The sequence below is a fragment of the Anaeromyxobacter sp. Fw109-5 genome (genome assembly GCF_000017505.1).
GTDB lineage: Bacteria > Myxococcota > Myxococcia > Myxococcales > Anaeromyxobacteraceae > Anaeromyxobacter.
Genome location: NC_009675.1, coordinates 1,278,097 through 1,295,786 on the forward strand (window position 1 = coordinate 1,278,097; position 17,690 = coordinate 1,295,786).

17 protein-coding genes are annotated in these 17,690 nt (G+C 73.1%); all 17 read left to right on the forward strand.

Annotated elements, in window-relative coordinates:
- Window positions 1-155 precede the first annotated feature (155 nt).
- The 17 genes from ANAE109_RS05725 (at window position 156) to infB (ending at window position 17,491) form a co-directional block, all read left to right on the forward strand.
- A complete protein-coding gene (locus tag ANAE109_RS05725) occupies window positions 156-965 on the forward strand; it encodes an LpxI family protein (RefSeq protein WP_041448895.1) in 810 nt (269 codons plus the stop codon).
- A complete protein-coding gene (locus ANAE109_RS05730) occupies window positions 962-1,249 on the forward strand; it encodes a DUF167 family protein (RefSeq protein WP_011985440.1) in 288 nt (95 codons plus the stop codon). Before ANAE109_RS05725 ends, ANAE109_RS05730 begins: the two co-directional genes overlap by 4 nt.
- Window positions 1,250-1,263: 14 nt before the next feature.
- The gene (locus ANAE109_RS05735) at window positions 1,264-1,488 is read left to right on the forward strand and encodes a hypothetical protein (protein ID WP_011985441.1); all 225 of its coding nucleotides are present in this window, start codon (window positions 1,264-1,266) and stop codon (window positions 1,486-1,488) included.
- Between the two features lie 158 nt (window positions 1,489-1,646).
- Complete coding sequence (hemE, locus tag ANAE109_RS05740; protein WP_234945250.1) at window positions 1,647-2,687, forward strand: uroporphyrinogen decarboxylase; 1,041 nt, start codon at window positions 1,647-1,649, stop codon at window positions 2,685-2,687.
- A gap of 8 nt (window positions 2,688-2,695) precedes the next feature.
- On the forward strand, window positions 2,696-4,078 hold the full coding sequence (hemN, locus tag ANAE109_RS05745) for an oxygen-independent coproporphyrinogen III oxidase (RefSeq protein WP_011985443.1): 1,383 nt from the start codon (window positions 2,696-2,698) through the stop codon (window positions 4,076-4,078).
- A gap of 127 nt (window positions 4,079-4,205) precedes the next feature.
- The gene (gene hemH, locus ANAE109_RS05750; protein WP_011985444.1) at window positions 4,206-5,165 is read left to right on the forward strand and encodes a ferrochelatase; all 960 of its coding nucleotides are present in this window, start codon (window positions 4,206-4,208) and stop codon (window positions 5,163-5,165) included.
- Between the two features lie 94 nt (window positions 5,166-5,259).
- Complete coding sequence (gene otsB, locus ANAE109_RS05755; protein ID WP_011985445.1) at window positions 5,260-6,114, forward strand: trehalose-phosphatase; 855 nt, start codon at window positions 5,260-5,262, stop codon at window positions 6,112-6,114.
- Window positions 6,111-7,562, forward strand: coding sequence for an exodeoxyribonuclease VII large subunit (gene xseA, locus ANAE109_RS05760; RefSeq protein ID WP_011985446.1), 1,452 nt, complete (start codon window positions 6,111-6,113; stop codon window positions 7,560-7,562). The genes otsB and xseA overlap by 4 nt, the downstream gene beginning before the upstream one ends.
- Window positions 7,563-7,604: 42 nt before the next feature.
- Entirely contained in the window at window positions 7,605-7,877 is a 273-nt protein-coding gene (gene xseB / locus ANAE109_RS05765; RefSeq protein ID WP_011985447.1) for an exodeoxyribonuclease VII small subunit, read from the forward strand.
- A gap of 24 nt (window positions 7,878-7,901) precedes the next feature.
- Window positions 7,902-8,300 (forward strand): PleD family two-component system response regulator, encoded by a 399-nt coding sequence (locus ANAE109_RS05770; RefSeq protein WP_041448146.1) that lies wholly within the window; start codon window positions 7,902-7,904, stop codon window positions 8,298-8,300.
- Between the two features lie 67 nt (window positions 8,301-8,367).
- Window positions 8,368-9,249 (forward strand): polyprenyl synthetase family protein, encoded by an 882-nt coding sequence (locus tag ANAE109_RS05775; protein ID WP_041448147.1) that lies wholly within the window; start codon window positions 8,368-8,370, stop codon window positions 9,247-9,249.
- A 14-nt stretch (window positions 9,250-9,263) separates the two neighbouring features.
- A complete protein-coding gene (gene dxs / locus ANAE109_RS05780) occupies window positions 9,264-11,171 on the forward strand; it encodes a 1-deoxy-D-xylulose-5-phosphate synthase (RefSeq protein WP_011985450.1) in 1,908 nt (635 codons plus the stop codon).
- Between the two features lie 21 nt (window positions 11,172-11,192).
- Entirely contained in the window at window positions 11,193-11,951 is a 759-nt protein-coding gene (locus ANAE109_RS05785) for a TlyA family RNA methyltransferase (protein ID WP_011985451.1), read from the forward strand.
- 166 nt (window positions 11,952-12,117) lie between these two features.
- Window positions 12,118-12,633, forward strand: a complete 516-nt coding sequence (rimP, locus tag ANAE109_RS05790; protein WP_011985452.1) for a ribosome maturation factor RimP — start codon at window positions 12,118-12,120, stop codon at window positions 12,631-12,633.
- A 3-nt stretch (window positions 12,634-12,636) separates the two neighbouring features.
- The gene (nusA, locus tag ANAE109_RS05795; protein ID WP_011985453.1) at window positions 12,637-14,307 is read left to right on the forward strand and encodes a transcription termination factor NusA; all 1,671 of its coding nucleotides are present in this window, start codon (window positions 12,637-12,639) and stop codon (window positions 14,305-14,307) included.
- The gene (locus ANAE109_RS23990) at window positions 14,304-14,567 is read left to right on the forward strand and encodes a YlxR family protein (protein ID WP_011985454.1); all 264 of its coding nucleotides are present in this window, start codon (window positions 14,304-14,306) and stop codon (window positions 14,565-14,567) included. Before nusA ends, ANAE109_RS23990 begins: the two co-directional genes overlap by 4 nt.
- An 11-nt stretch (window positions 14,568-14,578) precedes the next feature.
- Window positions 14,579-17,491, forward strand: a complete 2,913-nt coding sequence (infB, locus tag ANAE109_RS05800; protein ID WP_011985455.1) for a translation initiation factor IF-2 — start codon at window positions 14,579-14,581, stop codon at window positions 17,489-17,491.
- The last annotated feature ends 199 nt before the right edge of the window (window positions 17,492-17,690 follow it).

A 17,690-nucleotide genomic window follows, 5' to 3' on the forward strand; every position in this document is an offset into this window, starting at 1 on the left:
CGCAAACAATCGACGAGCGAAGCGAGCCCGCCGGGGCGCCACCGCGATGGCGGCGAAGCCGCGCGCGGTGGTGCACGGGACCCGGCGAGCCGGGGTGGGGCCCCGACGAGCTTCGCTCGGCGGGGCGGGGGCGCAGCCCCCGTTTAGAGATGGCCATGGCCACCATCGGCCTCATCGCGGGGGGCGGGCGGTTCCCCATCCTGTTCGCGGAGAGCGCCCGCCGCGCGGGCCACCGGGTCGTCGCCGTCGCGCACCGCAGCGAGACCGATCCGGCGCTCGAGGGGGCGGTGGACGCGCTCACCTGGGTGAAGCTCGGGCAGGTCGGACACATCCTCGACGCGCTGCGCGCGGGGGGCGCCACGCAGAGCGTGATGCTCGGCGCGATCACGAAGAAGCGCTTCTTCACCGACGCCATGCTCGACGCGACCGGGCTGCGCGTCCTCGCGCGCGTCGGGATCCGCTCCGACGACAACCTGCTCCGCGCGATGGCGCGCTTCCTCGAAGAGGAGGGCGTGCCCATCACCGATCCCACGCCGTACCTGCGGGACCGGCTCGCGCCGGAGGGCGTGCTGGGGCGGCACCAGCCGACCGACGAGGAGCGCGCCGACGCGGCCTACGGCCTCGAGCTCGCGCGCGGCATCGGGCGGCTCGATCTCGGCCAGACCGTCGTCGTGAAGGAGCGCGTCGCGCTCGCCGTCGAGGCGCTGGAGGGCACCGACGCCTGCATCCGGCGCGGCGGCGAGCTGGCGCGCTCGGGCGGGTTCGTGGTGGCGAAGGCGGTGAAGCCGAACCAGGACCGGCGCTTCGACCTGCCCGCCGTCGGGCCCGACACGGTGGACACGCTGCGCGAGGCGGGCGGGCGGGTGCTCGCGGTGGAGGCGGGCGCCACCCTCGTGATGGACCTCGAGCGCATGGTCGCGCGCGCCGACAAGGCCAGGATCGTGCTGATGGGGATCGCAGGGTGAGCTGGGCGCGGGACGAGGCGGGCGGGGTGGTGCTCGAGCTCCTCGTCCAGCCGCGCGCGTCGCGCACGCGGGTCCTCGGCGAGCACGGCGGGCGGCTCAAGATCCAGCTCGCGGCGCCGCCGGTGGACGGCGCGGCCAACGCCGCCCTCGTGGAGTTCCTCGCGGAGGCCCTCGAGGTCAGGAAGCAGGACGTCGTCCTCGTGCGCGGCGAGACCGGCCGCCGCAAGGCCGTGCGGGTGACCTCCGTGAGCGCCGCCCGCGCCGTCGCGGCGCTCGTCCACTGAGGAGCCCGCAGACCATGGCCCGCGCCCTCCTCGTCCTCGCCGCCGCCCTCCTCGCGATCCCCGGCCTCTTCGTCGTCGCGAAGGGGATCGCCGCGCTCCGCCGTCAGCGCATCTACGTGCAGGGGCGACACCTGGAGGGCGGGCGGGCCCGGACGGCGGGCGCGATGCTGGTCGCCTACGGCCTCGGCATGGTGGCGCTGGGGGCGGTGCTCGCCGCGTTCGCCGCGACGCGGCATTAGGCCCTGGGCTCGACCGCTCCCCCGACTCCGGCCCCGCTCCGCGGGACTTCCACGTCGCGATGGATGGACCGGCCCGAGGCAGGCAGCGTGCCGGGGGGAAGAACGGGGTGTCTCACCCGTGTTCCGGATGGGCGAAGTCGACTAACATGGCGCCCCCCATGACCCACAGATTCCTCGAAGCCTGCCGAAAGCAGCCCGTCGATCGTCTGCCCGTCTGGATGATGCGCCAGGCCGGACGCTACCAGCCGTCCTACCGCGCCGTCCGCGCGAACGTCGGCTTCCTGGAGCTGTGCCGCTCGCCGGAGCTCATCGCGCAGGTGACGGTCGCGCCCATCGACGAGTTCGGCTTCGACGCCGCCATCCTGTTCTCCGACATCCTCGTCCACCTCCCGGCGATGGGGCTCGACCTCTCCTTCGAGAAGGGCGAGAAGGGCAAGGGGGACGGCGGCCCGAAGATCGCGAACCCGGTCCGCACGCGCGCGGACGTGGACGCGCTGAAGGTCCCCGCGCCGAAGAAGGACCTGCCCTACGTGCTCGACGGCGTGCGCGCCATCCGCGCCGCCCTCCGGGACCGCGTGCCGCTCATCGGCTTCGTGGGCGGCCCGTTCACCGTCGCGAGCTACGCGGTGGAGGGCGGCAGCCAGGGCTTCACGCGCCTGAAGACGATGCTGTACGCAGAGCCGCGCACGGCGCACGCGCTCTTCGAGAAGCTCACCCAGGCGGCGATCGTGCAGATCGAGGAGCAGATCGCGGCCGGCGCGCAGGCCGCGCAGATCTTCGAGAGCTGGCTCGGCGAGCTCGACCGCGCCGACCTCGAGGAGTTCGCGTTCCCGTACCTCGCGCGCATCGCGGAGGCCGTGAAGCGCACGGGCGTGCCGTCGATCTTCTTCTCGACCGGGACGACGGCCCACCTCGAGCCGATCTCGAAGCTCGGCTACGACGTCGTCTCCGTGGACTGGCGCATCCCCATCGACGAGGCGCGCCGCCGCGCGCCCGGCGTCGCCATCCAGGGCAACATGGACTCCACCGTCCTCCTCGGGCCGAAGGAGGTCGCGGTCGAGCGCGCGCTGTCCATCGTGCGGGCGGCGGGCCGGGAGCCCGGCTACATCTTCAACCTCGGCCACGGCATCCAGCCCGGTACGCCGACCGAGACCGTGAAGGCCGTCGTGGACGCGGTCCACGCCTTCGCCTGGAAGTGAGGAAAGACGTGATCCAGATCCCGTCCTGGGAGCTCATCAAGAAGTACGATCGCCCCGGCCCGCGCTACACCAGCTACCCCACCGCGCCGGAGTGGTCGGACGCCTTCGGGCCGAAGGACTACGAGGAGCACCTCGCGCGCGCGGACGCGGAGGGCGGGCCGCTCTCGATCTACGTCCACCTCCCGTTCTGCCGCGAGATGTGCCGCTTCTGCGGCTGCAACGTCATCGCGACGCACGACCGGACCCGCGCCGAGTCCTACCTCGAGCTCCTCGAGAAGGAGGTCGAGCTCGTCGCGAAGCGCCTGCCCCGGCGCCGCACCGTCACGCAGCTCCACTGGGGCGGCGGGACGCCCACCTTCCTCGACGAGCGGCAGCTCGAGCAGTGCCACGCCCTCCTGGCGCGCCACTTCGACTTCGCGAAGGACGGCGAGAAGGCCATCGAGATCGACCCCGCCATCACCACGCGCTCGCAGATCGAGACGCTGGCGAGGCTCGGCTTCAACCGGATCTCGATGGGGGTGCAGGACTTCGATCCCCACGTCCAGGAGACGGTCGGCCGCATCCAGGGCGTGAAGGAGACCGCCGAGCTCGTGCAGGCGGCGCGCGACGCCGGCTTCCACGGGGTGAACCTCGACCTCATCTACGGGCTGCCCTTCCAGTCCCGGGACACCTGGCAGAAGACCCTCGACCTCATCCTGCAGATCCACCCCGATCGCCTGGCGGTGTTCGGGTTCGCGTACGTCCCGTGGTCGAAGCCGCACCAGCGGCTCCTCCCGCAGGAGGCGCTCCCCAAGACCGAGCAGCGCGTCGAGCTGTTCCTGCAGGCGGTGGAGGCGTTCACCTCGGGCGGCTACCGCCTCATCGGGCTCGACCACTTCGCGCTCGAGTCGGACGAGCTCACCCGCGCGCAGGACGCCGGCTACCTGTACCGGAACTTCCAGGGGTACACGGTGCGGCCGGCGGCGGACACCGTCGCGTTCGGGATGACGTCGATCTCGGACATCGGCGGCGCTTACGCCCAGAACGCGCACAAGCTCAAGGACTGGGGCGAGAAGGTCGCCCAGGGCGTCATCCCCGTGGAGCGCGGCGCCTCGGTCACCGCCGACGACGTCATGCGCCGCTTCGTCATCAACCGGGTCATGTGCCTGCTCAAGCTCGACCTGCGCGAGGTCGCCGAGAAGTTCGGCCCGGCCGCTCGCAAGACGATCGAGGCTGACCTCGCGAAGGGCGTGGAGGAGCTGCAGGGCGACGGGCTCGTCACGTTCGACGGCGAGCTGCTGCGGGTCACGCCCCTCGGCCAGCTCCTCGTGAGGAACGTGGCCATGCTGTTCGACGCGTACCTCGGGAAGCACGCCGGCGAGAAGCGGCCCACCTTCTCGCGGACGGTCTAGCGCCCCCTCGACTCCGGGAACGCCCACCGGGGGGCCCGGAGCCCGGACCGAGCGGATCCATGGAACACACCGTCCCTCGACTTCGCGCGCCCCTGCGTGGCGCGCTGCGCTCGGGATGAGCGGCCTTATGGACCATACTGCCGTCTTCCTCATGAACCTGGGCGGGCCGCGGAGCCTCGAGGAGGTCGAGCCGTACCTGTACGAGCTCTTCTCGGATCCGCTCCTCATCACCGCGCCGTTCGGGCCGTTCCGCCCGCTCGTCGCGAGGCTCATCTCGCGGCTGCGGGCCCCGTCCTCCGCCGAGAAGTACGCGCTCATCGGCGGGAAGTCCCCCATCGTCGAGGGGACGGAGGCGCAGGCCCGCGCCCTGCAGCGCGCGCTCGGGCCGGGCTGGTCGTGCCACCTCGCCATGCGCTGCGGGCACCCGAGCACGGAGGAGGGCGTGCGTGAGGCGCTCGCCGCCGGGGCCACGCGCGCGGTGGCGCTCCCCCTCTACCCGCAGTACGCGAACGCCACCACCCGGAGCTCGCTGGTCGAGCTCCGCCGGGTCTGGCCGGGGGAGCTGCCGCTCGCCGAGATCTGCACCTGGCACGATCACGAGGGCTACCTCGACGCCTCCGCGGCCGCGCTGCGGGAGACGCTCGAGGCGCTGCCCGCCTCCGACCGCGCCTCGGCGCTCGTGGTGTTCAGCGCGCACGGCCTCCCGATGAGCCAGGTGCGCAAGGGGGATCCGTACCCGGGCTACATCGAGCACTCGGCGCGCGAGACCGCCCGCCGGGCCGGGGCGCAGGAGTTCCGGGTCACCTACCAGAGCCGGGTCGGGCCCGCGAAGTGGCTCGGCCCGGACACGGTCGAGTTCCTCGAGGCGAACGCCCGCGGGCGCGCCGTCGTGACCGTCCCCATCGCCTTCGTCTCCGAGCACCTCGAGACCCTCTACGACCTCGACGTGCTCGCGAAGGAGGCCGCGCTCACGGGCGGGGCGACCGCGTACGTGCGGGTCCCGGCCCTCGGGACGCGGCCGGACTTCATCGCGGCGCTCGCGGACGTCGCCCGCACGGGGCTCGCCGCGGGCCGGCCGGCGGCCTAGCGCCGTCGCGCGCCGGCGCCCCGTCGCCGCCCGGGAAAGGCGGGCGAGCGGTGCGCGCCGGGTGTTATGCTCCCCTCGCCGTCTCGCCCCGCCGATGAAGGATCTTCTCCACCCCCGGCACCGCGCCGCGCTCGCGCGCTTCGTCGACGAGAACACACCGGCGAGGGTGCTCCTCGCGTTCGACTACGACGGCGTGCTCGCCCCCGTCGTGCGCGACCCGCACGGCGCCCCCATGCGCCCGACCACGCGGCGGCTGCTTCGGCGGCTCGCGGAGCTCTATCCGGTGGCCGTGGTCTCCGGGCGCGCGTGGCGGGACGTGGAGCGCTTCGTCGGCGACGCGGTCCCCCTCGTGGTCGGCAACCACGGCTTCGAGCTCGGGGAGCCGGTCGCCGTGCCCGAGCGCGTCCTGCGCCGCGTCCGCGGCTGGCGGCGCAGGCTCGAGGCTGCGCTCGACGGCGTCCCCGGCATCCACTTCGAGGACAAGCGCTCCACGCTCGCGATCCACTACGGGCTGGCGCGCACCTGGCGCGTCTCGGAGCGCGCCGTGTACGAGGCCGCGAACCAGCTGGAGGGGACGCGCCTCATCGCCGGCAAGAAGGTCCTGAACGTCCTGCCGCACGACTTCCCCTCGAAGGGCGACGCCGTGCGCGCGCTCCTCTCCCGCCTCGGCTGCGACGCCGCGCTGTACGCCGGCGACGACGTCACCGACGAGGACGCCTTCGCGGTCGGCGCCCCGCTGGTGTTCGGCGTGCACGTCGGCTCCGGGCAGTCGCTCGCCCCGTGGCGGATCCGGGAGCAGCGCGAGGTGGACGTGCTGCTCGCGCGGCTCGTCGCGCTGGCCGAGGCCGCCCCGGCGGAGGTGGAGCGCGCCCGGCGCCGCGTGCCGGCCGCGGCGGCGGCGCGCCCGCGGGGCGCCGATCGCGCCCGCGCGCGAGGGCGCCGCCGATGAGCCGCCTCCGCCGCCCGGAGCCCGGGACCACCGGCGATCTCTTCGCCGCGCGCGAGCTGCCGCGCCCGTGGTCCGTCGGCGAGCTCACCCGCGCCCTCAAGAACGCGGTGGAGCCGAAGTTCCGCGACGTGTGGGTGGCCGGCGAGGTGGCGAACCTGCGCCGCCAGGCGAGCGGCCACGTGTACTTCTCGCTGAAGGACGCCGACGGCCTCATCGGCGCCGTCGTCTGGGCGTCGCAGGCGCGGCGGGTCAAGTTCGCCGTCGCCGAAGGGCAGGAGGTCCTCGCGCGCGGGTTCGTCGAGATCTACGCGCCGCACGGCAAGTACCAGCTCATCGTGCAGGAGCTCGAGCCGCGCGGCGCGGGCGCCGCCGCCCTCCTGCTGCAGCAGGTGAAGGAGCGCCTCCAGGCGGACGGCCTGCTCGCCCCGGCCCGCAAGCGGCAGCTGCCCTTCCTTCCGCGGCGCATCGGCGTGGCCACCAGCCCGACCGGCGCGGCCGTGCGGGACTTCCTGCGCGTCCTCCACACGCGCTTCCCCTCGATGCCCGTCCTCGTCGCTCCGTGCCGGGTGCAGGGCGACGGCGCCGCCTCGACCGTGGTCTCGGCCGTCCGGGCGCTCTGCCGGGCCGGCGTCGACGTCATCGTGGTCACCCGCGGGGGCGGCTCGCAGGAGGAGCTCGGCGCCTTCGACGACGAGCGGCTCGCCCGCGCGATCGCCGCGTGCCCGGTCCCCGTCGTGTCGGCGGTCGGGCACGAGGTGGACGTGACCGTCGCGGATCTCGTCGCCGACGTGCGCGCGGCCACGCCGACCCACGCCGCGCAGCTCGTCGCGCCCGTCCGCGACGAGCTCGTCGCGCGGCTCTCCGCGCTCCGCGGCCGGCTGGAACGCACGTGGGAGGGCGCCCTGGAGCTCCGCCGGCGCGAGCTGCGCGCGCTCCGCGCCGAGCTCGAGGATCCCGCGCGCGTCCTCTCCGGCGCGCGGCACAGGGTGGACGACCTGCTGCACGCCGCGGCGGCCGCCGCGCGCGATCCGCTCCGCGCACGGCGGACGCGGCTCGACCCGCTGCGCGCGCGCCTGGCCCGCCTGGAGCCGCGCCGGCGCGTCCGTGAGGTCCGGCTGCGCATGGAGGCGAGCGCCCGGCGCCTCGGCGCCTGGCAGGCGGCCACGTTCCGCAGGGAGACGCTGCGCCTGCAGCGCCTCGAGGGCAGGCTCGAGCCCGCGAACATGGCGAAGCTCCTGGCCCGCGGCTTCTCGCTCGTGCTGCGCGACGGCCACGTGATCTCGCGCAGCGGGCAGGTGGCGGAGGGGGACGCCCTGCGCATCGTCCTCGGCGAGGGCTGGCTCGACGCCCGGGCCACCGCCCGGGACGCCGGCGATGACCCGCTGCCGGGGCGGACGGTGCCCGCGCGGGGGGACGACGCCGGCGGCTCCGGCGGGGGCGGGCGTTGACCCCCTTTCGCGGCGTCGTTAATTAGGAGCACCGGAGGTCGCGTGAGCCAGGCGAGCGAGCGGCAAGTGGAGTCCCCGGCAGAGGAGTCTTACGACGCGCTGGTGACGAGGCTCGAGCGCGTCGTCGCGGAGCTCGAGTCCGGCCAGCTCACGCTGGAGCAGTCCATCGAGAAGTTCGCGGAGGGCGTGCGGCTGGCGAAGGACGCGTCCCGCAAGCTCGACGACGCGGAGCGCCGCGTGGAGCTGCTCGTGCGCTCCGCGGACGGCGAGGACGAGGCGGTGGCGTTCGAGCCAGAGGCCGGCCGGAGATCCTGACGACCGATGCCGGCCCAAGAGCGCATGAAGAAGCCCAAGGTCATCATCGTCGACGACGACCGCGACACGCGCGAGATGCTCACGCTCGCGCTCGAGCTGGAGGGGTTCGACGTGGGCCAGGCGGCCAACGGGCTGCGGCTCATCTCGGCCATGCACGTGGACCGGCCGGACGTGATCCTGCTCGACGTGATGATGAGCTGGATCGACGGCTTCGAGCTCTGCCGCGCCATCAAGAAGAACCCGACCTTCGGGGACATCCCCGTCATCTTCATCTCCGCCCGGAAGAGCGCGGAGGACGAGCGGAGCGGCATCGCCGCCGGCGCCATCGACTACTTCTCGAAGCCCCTCGACATGGACCGGCTCATCTCCCGCATCCGGGACATCCTGGACGAGCGCGCCGGAGCGGTCCCCACCCCCGCGTGAACCCGGGTGGCGGCGGCTCCGCCGGAGGCGTGAGACGCCGGGCCGCGGTGTGCTACAAGGCTGCGCGGTGCCCCCCGACGTGGACATCCAGTCTTATCTGCGCTCCGTGACCGAGCGCCTCGAGCCGCGCCTCGCGGCGCTCGCCGACGAGCGGCGCGGGCAGGGGCCGGAGCGGCTGGTGGAGGCCATCCGTTACGCGCTCCTCGGCGGGGGCAAGCGGCTGCGTCCCGCCCTCGTCCTCGCCGCCTGCGAGGCCCACGGCGGCGACGCCTCCGACGGCTCGCTCGCCATGCGCTTCGCGGTGGCCCTCGAGGCGGTGCACACCTACTCCCTCGTGCACGACGATCTCCCCGCGATGGACGACGACGACCTGCGTCGCGGGCGGCCCACGGTGCACAAGGCGTACGACGAGGCCACCGCCGTGCTCGTCGGCGACGCGCTGCAGTCGCTGGCCTTCCGCCACCTGCTGGCCGCTCCCCAGCCCACCGCCGCGGCGCTCGCCCGCCTCCTCGCCGAGAACGCCTACCTCATGGTGGAGGGCCAGGCGCGCGACATCCAGGGGGAGCACGCGCGGCTCGCCGAGGCCGAGGTGCTGGAGCTCATGCGCACCAAGACGGGCGCGCTGCTCGCGAGCGCCGTCGCCGGCGGCGCGGCCTGCGCCGGGGCCGCGGTGGAGGCGGTCTACCCGATCGGCCTGAAGCTCGGGCTGGCGTTCCAGATCGCCGACGATCTCCTCGACCTCACGGCGGACACGCAGACGCTCGGGAAGCGCGCCGGCAAGGACGCAGACGCCGGGAAGTCGACGCTCCCGGCGCTCGTCGGGATCGAGGAGGCGCGGCGCCGCGCGGCTGCGCTCCTCGACGAGGCGCTCGCCGCCCTCGCGCCGCTGGGCGCGCGGGCCGAGCCGCTCCGCGCCGTGGCGCGGTACGTCGTCGCACGCAAGAAGTAGAACGGAGGTTGCGAATGGGACGCCTGCTCGACAGCATCGACTCGCCGCTCGACCTGAAGCGCCTGCCGGTCGACGACCTGCCGCGCCTCTGCGAGGAGATCCGCGAGGAGATCATCCAGACCTGCGCGAAGAACGGCGGCCACCTCGGCTCGTCGCTCGGCGCCGTCGAGCTCAACGTGGCGCTCCACTACGTGTACTCGTCGCCCACCGACAAGCTCGTGTGGGACGTGGGGCACCAGGCGTACGCGCACAAGCTCCTCACCGGGCGCCGCGAGCGGTTCCGCACCATCCGCACGGAGGGTGGCCTCGCCGGCTTCCCCGAGCGTCACGAGTCGGAGCACGACGCCTTCGGCGTCGGCCACGCCTCCACCGCGATCAGCGCCGCGCTCGGCATGCTCGAGGCGAAGCGGCTCTCCGGCGCCCCGGGCAAGGTCGTCGCCCTGGTGGGGGACGGCGCCATGACGGGCGGCGTCGCGTTCGAAGGGCTGAACCAGGCCGGGTATCTCGGCCGCGACCTCGTGGTCGTGCTGAACGACAACGAGATGTCGATCTCGCCCAACGTGGGCGCGCTCTCGGAGTGGTTCTCCAAGAAGTTCGCCTCGCGGACCTACAACCGCTGGCGGCGCGCGGTGAAGGACTTCCTCTCGCACGTGCCGAAGGGGCCCGAGGCGATAGACATGATCCGCCACGGCATCAACGCGACGAAGGCGCTCGTCACGCCCGGCATCCTCTTCGAGGGGCTCGGCTTCCACTACGTCGGGCCCGTGGACGGGCACGACGTGCGGAGCCTGGTCGAGACGCTGCAGAAGCTCGTGATCTTCGACGGCCCGGTGCTGCTGCACGCCATCACCACGAAGGGCAAGGGCTACCAGCCGGCGGAGTCCGACAAGGCCACGCGCGGGCACGGCCTGTCGTTCTTCGACGTCGCGACCGGCAAGCCGGTGAAGAAGGCGGCGGCCAAGGCCTACACCGATCTGTTCGCGGAGGCGCTCTGCGAGGAGATGGAGCGGGATCCGCGCGTGGTGGCGATCACCGCCGCGATGCTCGAGGGCACCGGCCTCATCAAGGCGAAGCAGCGCTTCCCCGAGCGCACGTACGACGTCGGCATCGCCGAGCAGCACGCGGTGACCTTCGCCGCCGGCCTCGCGTGCGAGGGCGTGCGCCCGGTGGTCGCCATCTACTCCACCTTCCTGCAGCGCGCGTACGACGAGATCATCCACGACGTGGCGCTGCAGCGGCTGCCCGTCACGTTCGCCCTCGACCGCGGCGGCCTGGTCGGCGCCGACGGCAAGACGCACCAGGGCGCGTTCGACGTCGCCTACCTGCGCTGCGTGCCGAACCTGGTGGTGATGGCTCCGTCGGACGAGAACGAGCTCCGGCACATGCTCCACACCGCGCTCCACCACGACGGGCCGGCGGCGTTCCGCTTCCCGCGCGGCGCCGGCGAGGGCGTGGCGCTCGAGGCGCCGCAGGTGCTGCCCATCGGCAAGGGTCGCCTCGCGCGGGCCGTCCCGGGCAAGCCGGACGTGTGCGTCGTCGCGCTCGGCACGACGCTGCACGCCGCGCTCGCCGCCGCGGAGGCGCTCGCCAAGGACGGCGTCGCCGCGTCCGTCGTGGACGCTCGCTTCGCCAAGCCGCTCGACGAGGAGCTCATCGCGGGCGAGGCGGAGCGCGCGCGGTGCGTCGTGACCATCGAGGAGGGCTGCCTGCCGGGCGGCTTCGGCGCCGCCTGCCTCGAGCTGTTCGAGCGCCGCGGTCTCGTCGCGGAGGGGCTGCGCGTGAAGCGGCTCGGCCTCCCCGACGAGTTCGTGACGCACGGCGATCAGGGCAGGCAGCGCGCCCAGCTCGGCCTCGACGCCGACGGGATCGCGCGGGCGTGCCGCGCGATCGTCGGCGAGCGGGCGAAGCGCGGCGCCGCCTAGGTCCGCCGCCGCAGCCCCGTCATGCCATCGCGCAGGCAGCGCATCGACGTCGTGCTCGTCGCCCGCGGGCTCGCCGAGTCGCGCGCGAAGGCCCAGGCGCTGGTGATGGCGGGCGCCGTCGTCGTGGGCGAGGCGCGCGTCGACAAGCCGGGCGCGCTCGTGGACGCCGACGCGCCCGTCCGGCTGAAGGAGGGCGCCGCGCCGCAGCGCTACGTGTCGCGCGGCGCGCTCAAGCTGGAGAAGGCGCTCGACGTCTTCCCCGTCGATCCGGCCGGGAAGATCTGCGCCGATCTGGGGGCGTCCACCGGCGGGTTCACCGACGTGCTCCTGCAGCGCGGCGCCGCGCGCGTCTACGCCGTGGACGTGGGGTACGGGCAGCTGCACCCGAAGCTGCGCGGTGATCCCCGCGTCGTGGTGCGCGAGCGCGAGAACGCCCGGGCGCTGACGGCGGAGGCGCTCGGCACCCGGGTCGAGCTCGTCACCGGCGATCTGTCCTTCATCTCGCTCCGGCTCGTCCTCCCGGCCGTGCGATCGATCCTCCGCCCGGGGGGCCACGCGGTGCTGCTCGTGAAGCCGCAGTTCGAGGTGGGCAAGGGCGAGGTGGGCAAGGGGGGCGTCGTGCGCGACGAGGCGAAGCGCCTGGCCGCGCTGGAGGGCATCGCGGCCGCGGCTCGCGAGCTCGGGTTCGAGGTGCTCGGGCACGCCGAGTCCCCCATCGAGGGCCCGGCCGGGAACCGGGAGTGGCTGCTCGCGCTCCGGCTCCCGCCCGGCGAGGCGTGATCGCGAGGATGCGCTTCCGGCGGGCGGACGAGGAGACGGCCGGACGGCCCGGTCGTCCTTGACCCCACGCACACGGTCTGTTACTGACACCGCGACATTTTCGCGCCCGGGAGAACCGGGCTCCGAAAGTGGGCCGCTCGCCCACTTTTCGTTTTTTTTGGGGTCGATGCCAGGGATCGCAGAAGAGTCCATCGCCGAGCGTACGCGCCGGGTGCTCGAGCCCGTGCTCGCGCGCGACGGCTATGAGCTCGTCGAGGTGGAGTGGCTGCGCCAGGGGAGCCGCTGGACGCTCCGGCTCTTCGTGGACAAGCCCGGCGGCGTGGGGATCGAGGACTGCCAGGCCGTGTCGCGGCTGGTCGATCCGATCCTCGACGTCGAGGACTTCATCGAGCCGGCCTACGACCTGGAGGTCTCGTCGCCCGGGCTCGACAGGCCGCTCCGCAAGCCGGCCGACTTCGACCGCTACGCGGGCCAGCGCGCGCACGTGAAGGCGTACGGCCCGGTCGCCGGCACGGCGCCCGGCTCGCCGGCGCGCAAGAACTGGACGGGCGTCCTCGTGGGCTACCGCGACGGCGCCGTCGAGATCGACGTGGACGGGGTCGTCCACCGCGTCCCCCACGATCAGATCGCGAAGGCCCACCTCGAGTACGACTTCGAGGCCGACCTTCGAAGGAAGGACTGACCGATGCAGCAGAACGTGAACCTGAACCTCATCCTCGACCAGGTCGCCAAGGACAAGGGCATCGACCGCACGCGCCTCGTCGAGATCCTCGAGGAGGCGATCGGCAGCGCCGCGAAGCGCCACTTCGGGATGGAGCGGAACCTGAAGGCCCGCTACGACGAGGAGAAGGGCCAGGTCGATCTCTTCCAGGTCCTCACCATCGTCACGGACCCGACCGAGGAGACCCCCCTCGCCGACCCGGTGAACATGATCCCGGTGTCGGTCGCGCACGAGAAGGGCATCGAGGTGGAGCCGGGCGACGAGCTCGACTTCCCCATCTACTACCGCACCGAGGACGAGGCGGAGGCGCGCGCCCAGGACGAGCAGTGGGGCGACCTGCTCAAGCTGAAGACCTACCGCCGCTCCTTCGGCCGCATCGCGGCGCAGACCGCGAAGCAGGTGATGATCCAGGGCACCCGCAACGCCGAGCGCGAGAACGTCTTCAACGAGTACAAGGACCGCAAGGGCGAGGTCATCACCGGCATCGTGCGGCGCTTCGAGCGCGGTAACGTCATCGTCGACCTCGGCCGCGCCGAGGCGGTGCTGCCGGTGCGCGAGCAGGTGCCGCGGGAGAGCTACCGGGCCGGCGACCGGATCCAGGCCTACGTGATGGACGTGCTGCGCGAGTCCAAGGGGCCGCAGATCATCCTCTCGCGCGCGTCCGTCGATCTCCTCCGGAAGCTCTTCGAGATGGAGGTGCCGGAGATCGCCGAGGGGGTGGTGGTGATCGAGGCCGCGGCCCGCGAGCCGGGCGGGCGGGCGAAGATCGCGGTCTCCTCGCGCGACTCGGACGTGGATCCCGTCGGCGCCTGCGTCGGCATGAAGGGCAGCCGGGTCCAGGCGGTCGTGCAGGAGCTCCGCGGCGAGAAGATCGACATCGTGCCGTGGGACGACGACTACGCCCGCTTCGTGTGCAACGCGCTCGCGCCGGCCGAGGTCTCCCGCGTCCTCCTCGACGAGCAGAACAAGGCGATGGAGATCATCGTCCCCGACGACCAGCTCTCGCTCGCCATCGGGCGCCGCGGCCAGAACGTGCGGCTCGCCTCGCAGCTCACCGGCTGGAAGCTCGACATCAACTCCGAGTCGCGCGTGAAGGAGATGCGCGAGTTCGCGACCGAGAGCTTCGGCGCCATCGGCATCCCCGAGGCCACGCAGGAGATGCTGTACGCGCACGGCTTCCGCAAGGCGCAGGACGTGGCGAACGCCGCCTCCGAGATGCTCACCCAGTTCCCGGGCTTCACGATGGACATGATCCCGGAGCTGCAGAAGCGCGCCCGCGAGCAGTCGATCGTCGACGCGGAGAAGGAGATGCGGCTCGAGCAGGAGCGCGAGGCCGCCCGCATCGCCGAGGCGCGGCGCCACCCCGACGAGCTCACGCAGGAGGAGCGCTTCGCGCGCGTCCGCGGCGTCGGCGAGAAGACCATCGAGCAGCTGAAGGTCGCCGGCTACGGCAGCGTCGAGGCCGTCCACAACGAGTCGGACGTGATGCGGCTCGCCGAGTCGAGCGGGCTCGGCATCAAGAAGGCCCGCCAGCTCAAGCACGCGGTGGGCGTCTACCTCGAGGAGGAGGTCAAGCTCCGCGCCGAGCTCGACGCCGAGCGGGCGAAGGCCGCGCAGGGGGGCGCCGGCGCTTGAGCGAGCCCGTCCGCACCTGCGTCGGCTGCGGGGAGCGGGCGTCGCAGCGGCAGCTCGTACGGCTCACGACGGAAGGTGAACGGGTGATCGTCGATCGACAGCGCAGCGGAGGACGTGGAGCGTGGCTCCACCCGAGCGCAGGGTGCCTGGAGAAGGCGCTCCGGCGCCGCGCCTTTACGCGGGCGCTCCGCTGCGGGGAGGCGGTAGTCGACGCCGCCGCGCTGCGCGTCGAGTTGACGGGAAACGCCCGTAAGGATTAGGAGTCTACGCAATGTCCAAGAAGCGGGTCCACGAGCTCGGCAAGCAGTTGAAGGAGCAGGGCATCGAGCTCTCCAACCAGGAGCTCGTCGAGAAGCTCCTCCACCTCGGGTACGACGTGAAGAGCCACTCCTCCTCGCTGGAGGACGATCAGGCCCACGCGGCGTACGAGAAGATCCTCGCCGAGCGGAAGCCCAAGGCGGCGCCCGCGCGCCCGTCGGGCCCGGGCTTCGTCGTCCGCAAGCGCGCCCACGTCGAGCCGCCGCCGGTGCAGGAGGCGCAGCCCGTCGAGGCGCAGCCGTCCTACGAGGAGCAGCCGTCCTACGAGGAGCAGCCCTCCTACGAGGAGCAGCCGAGCCTCGAGGAGCCCGCCGAGGTCGCCGCCGAGGCCGCGCCGGAGCCGGTCGAGGAGCCCGCGTCCTCGCCCGAGGGCGGCGCACCGGCAGGAGGCGCCGAGCCGCAGCCGGCTCCGGAGGCTCCTCCGCCCTCCGCCGCGCCCGCGATGCCGGCTGCGCCGTCGGCGCCGCCGTCGCCGGCCGTCCGTCCGCCGGCCCCGTCCGTGCCCGCCGGCGCCCAGCCGCCCGGCGCGCCCGTGCGGCCCGCCGCGCCCGGCGTGCGGCCCGCCGCCCCCGGCGTGCGCCCCGCCGCCCCCGGCGTCCGCCCCACCGGCCCCGGCGTCCGGCCCTCCGTGCCGGGCGGACCGCGCGCCCCGGGCCAGCCGACGGCGCCCATGGCCGCGGCTCCGCACGGGCCCGGCGCTCAGCCTGGCCAGCCGGCGGCTCCGGGCCCCGACCCGCGCACGCTCCGTCCGACCGCCACGCAGGCCGTCGTCATCTCCCGCCCGCTCGTCCCCGTGCGCCGCGTGACGCCGCCGACGGGCGCGCGCACGCAGTTCCCGGCGGCGCCCGGCCCGCGGGCGCTCGGCGAGGTCCGCGAGCTCAAGGTGGTGCCGGGCTCGCTCGGCCGCGAGCGCGAGTTCATCGACGTCTCCCGCGACAAGCGCCGGGGCCGCACCCCCGGCCGGCCGATGTCGGAGGAGCAGGCGAAGAGCCTCTCTGGCAAGGAGCTCCTCCAGGCCGCGATCACCGATCGCGCCTACATCCCGATCCGCGGCAAGAAGAAGAAGCCTACGAAGAAGGGGGCGAAGACGCAGATCACCGAGAAGGCCGAGCACAAGAAGGTCATCCGGGTGGAGGAGTCCATCTCCGTCTCGGAGCTGTCCCAGGCCATGGGCGTCAAGGCGTCCGACCTCATCCGCAAGCTGATGCAGGCCGGCACGATGGCGACCATCAACCAGCAGATCGACGCGGACACGGCCGCGTTCCTCGCGACGGAGTTCGGCTACACCCTCGAGAAGAAGGGCTTCGAGGTCGAGGAGTACATCCCCGAGGTCGAGGTCGACGAGTCGAAGCTGGTCATCCGTCCGCCGGTCGTGACCGTGATGGGCCACGTGGACCACGGCAAGACGTCGCTGCTCGACGCCATCCGGCAGGCCGACGTCGCCGCGGGCGAGGCGGGCGGCATCACCCAGCACATCGGCGCCTACGCGGTCCAGACGCCGCAGGGCCCCATCACCTTCCTCGACACCCCCGGCCACGAGGCGTTCACGGCGATGCGCCAGCGCGGCGCGCAGGTCACCGACCTCGTCGTGCTGGTCGTCGCCGCCGACGACGGCGTGATGCCGCAGACGGTGGAGTCGATCAAGGCGGCGAAGGCCGCCGGCGTGACGATCCTCGTCGCCATCAACAAGATCGACAAGCCGGGCGCGACGCCCGAGCGCGTGATGCAGCAGCTCACCGAGTACGAGCTCGTCGCCGAGCAGTGGGGCGGCTCGACGATCATGCTGCCCGTCTCGGCGCGCACGAAGCAGGGCATCCCGGAGCTGCTCGAGTACATCGCGCTGCAGTCCGAGGTGCTCGAGCTGAAGGCCAACCCGGAGATGCTCGCCTCCGGCCGCGTCATCGAGGCGAAGCTCGAGAAGGGCCGCGGGCCGGTCGCGACCGTGCTCGTCGAGGAGGGCACCCTCCGCGTCGGCGACGCGCTGGTCACCGGCATCCACTACGGCCGGGTCCGCGCGATGATGAACGAGCGCGGCGAGCAGGTGAAGGAGGTCCCGCCCGGCTATCCGGTCGAGGTCCTCGGCCTCTCCGGCGTGCCCGTCGCGGGCGACGAGTTCGACGTCGTCCAGGACGAGAAGGCGGCGAAGGAGGTCGCGGAGCACCGCGCCGAGAAGCAGCGCAAGAAGGAGCTCGGCGCGAGCCGCAAGGCGACGCTCGAGGACCTCTTCGCGAAGGCCAAGAGCGGCGGCGGGAAGGTGCTGAACGTCGTCGTGAAGGCGGACGTGCAGGGCTCCTCGGAGGCCGTGACGCAGGCGCTCCAGAAGGCCGCCACGAAGAAGGTCGGGGTGAAGATCCTCGACTCCGGCGTGGGCGCCATCACCAAGTCCGACGTCCTCACGGCGGCGGCGGGCAACGGCATCATCGTCGGCTTCAACACCAAGCCGGAGAGCGAGATCGAGTCGATCGCCAGCCAGCAGGGCGTGAAGATCCTGCTCTTCGACATCATCTACGAGGCCGTCGACAAGATCCGCGAGGAGATGGCCGGGCTGCTCGAGCCGATCATCCGCGAGAAGCCGCTCGGCAAGGCCGAGGTGCGGGCCCTGTTCAGCATCCCGAAGCTCGGCAACATCGCCGGCTCTGCCGTCACCGAGGGCGTCATCAAGCGCGCCGCGAACGTGCGGGTGCTCCGCGATCGCAAGGTGGTCTACAGCGGCAAGATCGGCTCGCTGAAGCGGCTCAAGGACGACGTGCGCGAGGTGCAGACCGGCTTCGAGTGCGGCATCGGCATCGAGGGCTTCAGCGACGTGAAGCCGGGCGACGTCATCGAGGCGTACGAGCTCGAGGAGATCCGCCAGTCCCTCGACTAGTACGACGCAGGATCCCGGCCGAGCTCGGGCGGGCTCGTCGCTGTGCTGCTCGCCCCTCGACTCCGGCGCCCCTGGGCGAGCCAGGGGCGCCTACGCTCGGGGGGAGCGGGTCTTCGAGGAGGCTGCGCTGCTCGCTCCTCACGCGCCCGACCTCGGCTCGGGCGTCGGCGTCTGACCCGCCGGCGGCGCGGCCGGCTCG

Coding starts and splice junctions, on each gene's coding strand:
- xseA (WP_011985446.1), top strand. CDS start 6,111: ATGAGCCGCCTCCGCCGCCCGGAGCCCGGGACCACCGGCGATCTCTTC.
- hemH (WP_011985444.1), top strand. CDS start 4,206: ATGGACCATACTGCCGTCTTCCTCATGAACCTGGGCGGGCCGCGGAGC.
- rimP (WP_011985452.1), top strand. CDS start 12,118: ATGCCAGGGATCGCAGAAGAGTCCATCGCCGAGCGTACGCGCCGGGTG.
- hemE (WP_234945250.1), top strand. CDS start 1,647: ATGACCCACAGATTCCTCGAAGCCTGCCGAAAGCAGCCCGTCGATCGT.
- dxs (WP_011985450.1), top strand. CDS start 9,264: ATGGGACGCCTGCTCGACAGCATCGACTCGCCGCTCGACCTGAAGCGC.
- nusA (WP_011985453.1), top strand. CDS start 12,637: ATGCAGCAGAACGTGAACCTGAACCTCATCCTCGACCAGGTCGCCAAG.
- infB (WP_011985455.1), top strand. CDS start 14,579: ATGTCCAAGAAGCGGGTCCACGAGCTCGGCAAGCAGTTGAAGGAGCAG.
- ANAE109_RS05735 (WP_011985441.1), top strand. CDS start 1,264: ATGGCCCGCGCCCTCCTCGTCCTCGCCGCCGCCCTCCTCGCGATCCCC.
- ANAE109_RS05725 (WP_041448895.1), top strand. CDS start 156: ATGGCCACCATCGGCCTCATCGCGGGGGGCGGGCGGTTCCCCATCCTG.
- ANAE109_RS05785 (WP_011985451.1), top strand. CDS start 11,193: ATGCCATCGCGCAGGCAGCGCATCGACGTCGTGCTCGTCGCCCGCGGG.
- ANAE109_RS05770 (WP_041448146.1), top strand. CDS start 7,902: ATGAAGAAGCCCAAGGTCATCATCGTCGACGACGACCGCGACACGCGC.
- otsB (WP_011985445.1), top strand. CDS start 5,260: ATGAAGGATCTTCTCCACCCCCGGCACCGCGCCGCGCTCGCGCGCTTC.